Genomic DNA, 4264 nt, shown 5'->3' on the forward strand with positions numbered 1-4264 from the left:
GATCAATCAGCGTGTTGGCCCACGAGAACTCGAGCTTGTTGATGCCCTTGCGGAACGTGAGCACCCGCGTCTCCTTCACCAGCGTGAGATCGGCGGAGTTGTAGATGGTCAGCTGGACCGTGTCGCGTCCCGGCAGCGTCACGACATTGATGCGCGCCGAAGCGGCCGGCGCGAGGAGAAGCGACGCGAGCGTCGCAGAAGCCAACGAGCGCAGGGTGTTCATGGGGCCTCCGTGGGTTTGCGAAGCAGGTGCCTAGTAATTGGCCGGCTCATTGCCCTGCACGTTAAGGTGCTCGAGGTTGAAGCTGATGGTCGTCTTCTTGTCGCCCTTGCTCTCGGCGGGCAACGTGAGCGCGTATTCGATCGTGAAGGCGTCCTTCTTCTCATACTTGTGGCTGGACTCCTTCATCTTCCAGTAGCCGGGGATGTGCTGAACGAGGACGATGTCCACGGGCGACTTCTTGAAGTTCTCGATCTCGACTTTGAACACCTCGTCCGTATCCCAAAGGATGACTTGATTCTGGTTGTTGCGGCGGAGGTTGACGCGGTCGTCTTTCATCTTGCGCTGGGTGACCTTCACCTCGCGGCTCTGGCCGATGTAGAGTTTCATCTCGCGGTCCACGGGCGTGAGCAGGCCCCAATCCTCGCCGGTGAACGCGACGCCTTCGCCCGCCGCCTCACCCTCGCCCGCGGCCTGGTCCTTGGTCTTGATGAAGATGCGGACCTTGCCGGGCAGCAACGTGTGCGTGCCAAGCTTGGAGGCTTCGTCGTTCTTGATGATGTAGTTGAGCGGGATGCCGACGGTCTTCTTCTCATACTCGGGATCCCACGGCTGCTGGCGCGAATCCCAGCGGAGCACCTTCTTGATGGGCAGCTTCTCGATGCGCTCGCTGAGCATCTCGAGGACTTCCTCGTGCGCGATGGACTTCTTGAACGGCGCGCCGTAACCGATGGACAACTCGGCGTCGGTGAGGTCCTCGCCGGACGCGTTGTTCAGGCGCAGGTAATTGCGGAGCGTGAGCGCCTTCTCGTCCTGCTCGGCGACGGCGCGATAGGCGATGTCGCGGCCGAGACCGTTGAGGAGATAGCTGATGCGAACGCGCTCTTCCTGCGCCGCGGGCGAGGCGATTTCCCAGATGAGCGCGTTCTCGTTCGGCGGATAGCTGGTGTTGAGGAGCTTGACGTCGGCGGGGTGCGAGAGCATGCGCACCTGGATGCTCGAGGCGTCGATGTTCACGCCGCGCCACGAAAAGTCCACCTTGTTGACGCCCTTGGTGAGCGTGAGGATGCGCTCCTCCTCGACGAGCGTGGCGGTGGGGTTGGAGAGCGCGACGACGACGCGGGCGCGCTCGGGCAGGGCGACGAGCTTGATGCGGGCCTGCGCGGGCGCGGCGGCGAGCAACGTGGCGGCGATCGTGGCGAGGATGAGGCGGGTCTTCATGGCAGTGGCTCCGGACTGGGGTTGAATTGCAGAAGTGGTTCTAACCGACGCGGCGGAGGTTGTTCCAACAAATTGTGTCTGCACGCCGCAGTTCGACGGGGAGTTTGGCGGAATGCTCCCGGCAGCGTGGGGTGAAGAGCGTGAGTGGTGGATGGACGATGGTGAATGGTGCATGGGATATGCGTGCGCTCCTGCACCCCGCCATCCACGATCCGCGTCGCCGCAGCTACGGCGGCGGCCGCTTACTTCCGCGCGGGTGCGGCGCCGTCGAGCTTCATGGCTTGGGGCGGCCTCGCCACACCTTCGGCAGCGATTCCAGTCGGCGCGGATGCGCTCGCGGGCGGAGCGGTCATCCTGGTGTCGGCGCCGGGGATGACTTGCGCGCCGCCACCGGCAAGGTCGGAAACTTGAAGGAGCTTGGTGACGGCCTTCGCCTTCACCGTCGTGGTCACGGGACCTTTGAATGTAAAGCTCATGTCGCCGAAAGACTCGACGATGATGCCGAGCGCCGGGTCGAACCACGTCTGGCCGGTCACAGTCGCCTCTTCAATCGTCGGGGGCGTGGCGCCAGCGGGGCCGGTGCGCGCGGGCATGGTGATCGTGCCGGTCTGGTCGATTGCCGCACACTTGCGTCCGGCGTGGTCTTCCATGCCCTTGAACGTGTTCGTCACCTCGATGCTGAGCGCGCCGAACGGCGGAATCGCCGTCGTGGTGGTGAACGGCCATGTCTCGGTGGGTTTCACCGGCTTTTCCGGAAGGCCCGTTGCCGCGGGGAGCAACTGCTTCAGGCTCTCCTCGCTGAACATCAGGCGCAGGCCCGGTTGCACGGTCGCTGGCGCGCCCGTCACGAGCTTGGTCAGCAATTCCGGCGCGCCTTCGATGCGGTCCACTTTGCCCGAGGGATCGGTGAGATATTTCAATTTCACGCCGATGAGTTTGCGCAGCGGCGCGCTGTTCCGGTTCGTGATGTCCGACTTCGGATCGGACTTGGAATCAAAAATGCCCGTGAGACGCCCGGCGGCCTTGGACTCGGTCTTGTAGGCGAGGATCTCCACTTCAAGTTCGCGTCCTCCACCTTCGCGGTCCTTGAGCACGGCCACCGAGAGATCGCGCGACATGAGCGAATCCATCTTCATTGGCGTGGGGAAGTTTGGGTTGGAGACTTCCATTTCCTGAAGCAGTTCGCTGCGCACGACGAGCTTCTTGCCGACCTGCCAGTTGACCTTGATCTCGACCGGCGGTTCCTCCTTCGGTTGCTCGGGCGGCGGCTCCGTGCCCGCGGTGCCTGCGCCGGCTTCACCCTTCTTCTTGCACGCGACCAACGAGAAGCTCAATGCGAGTCCCGCGCAAAGCCAGAGGGACCGGTGGAGGAATCGGACGAGGGTGTTCATGGAGTGATTGGCGGTTGGATGGGATGCGGACGTGAGAGTCTTCATGGCCCGGACGGGTTGTTGCTGTTCGGAGGCGCATCGTATCCAGCCGGGTTCTTTTGGGAAGCGAATTCGCCGGCGGCGCCAAGCGGCTGGCGTTGCCCGAGAAGGGAAGTCGCGAATCGCGTCGACCGCTTCGAAACACTTAGGACGAAGCGGACCGACAAACGGCGTGCCCCAGTCTGCGCTGTCCGGACTTGGACGGTTCCGATAGCCCAACCGTGCAGCAAGCCGCGAGGTCACGCGAGACCGGATAACAGCGGCTTGTTCAGGGCGGTGCCGTTGCATCGCTTCGCCTGAAGAATCGTCGATCCACAGCGTGAGCCAAAAGTATTGCTCGCCCAGCGAATGTCGTAGGACGCAACCGGTCCGACAAAAGTGATCTCCCGCCGGAGCTCGGGCCACGTGAAGTGCGGGACACCGCTCTACTTCTTGAATGCAGCGTCGAACTTCATGCGAGCAGCGAGATAGTCGGGATTGAGTGGTTCAGCGTTTAGTGCTTCCGTCAGGCACCGGTCGGCTTCGGTCCGGGCATTGCGCTGCAGCGCGATGTGGAACTTCATGAACCAGGCGTAACCCCGTGCAAGATCCTTGCGTATCATGTGCGCGAAGACTTGTTCAGCATCGTCAAATCTCCCGAGCTTCATGAACGCGTAGCCGAGGTCGCGCCAGTAATTTGGTCCGCTGCCTGGCAATTCAACGAGAGCCCTGAGCATTTCCACTGCAGCGGGATAGTCGCCGGTGACAAGCGCAGCGCGCGCGACCACCGTTCTTGCAAGCAGATTCTTCGGGTCTAGCTGGAGAGTTCGGTTGGCCTCGGCAATGGAAGAGACCGCGGTCTCGGGTGTGATCCCAGCAAGCGTCCAGTCACCCGGCCAGATGTGCCGGAACTCCGTCCGTGCGATGACGGCCTCGTTCGCCGCCGTGCGCCTGAGAAACAGGATCGCGTTCTCATCGAAAGCCACCAGCGCCCAGCCTGGGTCTGCCTTCAAAGCAGTCGCCAATCGAGGAACTCGCCCGGGCGCCAGCACCGGAAGGAGCACGGCATCGATATCATACGCCTCCAACCGGGCGCGCCAATCCGGCTTGGCTTGAATCACCGGGAGATACTGCTGCTGCCAGAATTCCGGGGTGTATGTGTCCCCGCGACCGTCGATGAACGGTGGAAACTTCGGCCACAGCCACCAAAGCATGGACCCTCCAAAACGCATGTCGTTGAAAATGCGCTGCTGGGGCACTTCACGCTCAAGCAAGCGATAAATGCCCATCGGATAAAATGCCGGGTGCAAGCCGACGCCGAACGGATGCGTGCGGTCCTGCGTCGCGACCAGCGCAAGCGCGAGCCACGCGGGCGCCAGCAGGGTCTTCTGCGCCCAGTGCAAGAATTCGCCGC

General features: G+C 62.7%; 4 protein-coding genes. All 4 read right to left on the reverse strand.

Annotated features, from left to right (window positions below; all coding sequences use genetic code 11):
* The coding region (locus FJ386_15125; GenBank protein MBM3878018.1) for a hypothetical protein at positions 1 to 223 on the reverse strand (223 nt) is incomplete at its 3' end.
* Positions 224 to 253: 30 nt separating this feature from the next.
* Positions 254 to 1441, reverse strand: coding sequence for a DUF4139 domain-containing protein (locus FJ386_15130; protein ID MBM3878019.1), 1188 nt, complete (start codon positions 1439 to 1441; stop codon positions 254 to 256).
* A gap of 242 nt (positions 1442 to 1683) precedes the next feature.
* Entirely contained in the window at positions 1684 to 2832 is a 1149-nt protein-coding gene (locus FJ386_15135; GenBank protein MBM3878020.1) for a hypothetical protein, read from the reverse strand.
* 464 nt (positions 2833 to 3296) lie between these two features.
* On the reverse strand, positions 3297 to 4264 hold a 968-nt coding region (locus FJ386_15140; protein MBM3878021.1), incomplete at its 5' end, for a hypothetical protein.

The sequence above is a fragment of the Verrucomicrobiota bacterium genome, from assembly GCA_016871675.1.
GTDB lineage: Bacteria > Verrucomicrobiota > Verrucomicrobiia > Limisphaerales > VHCN01 > VHCN01.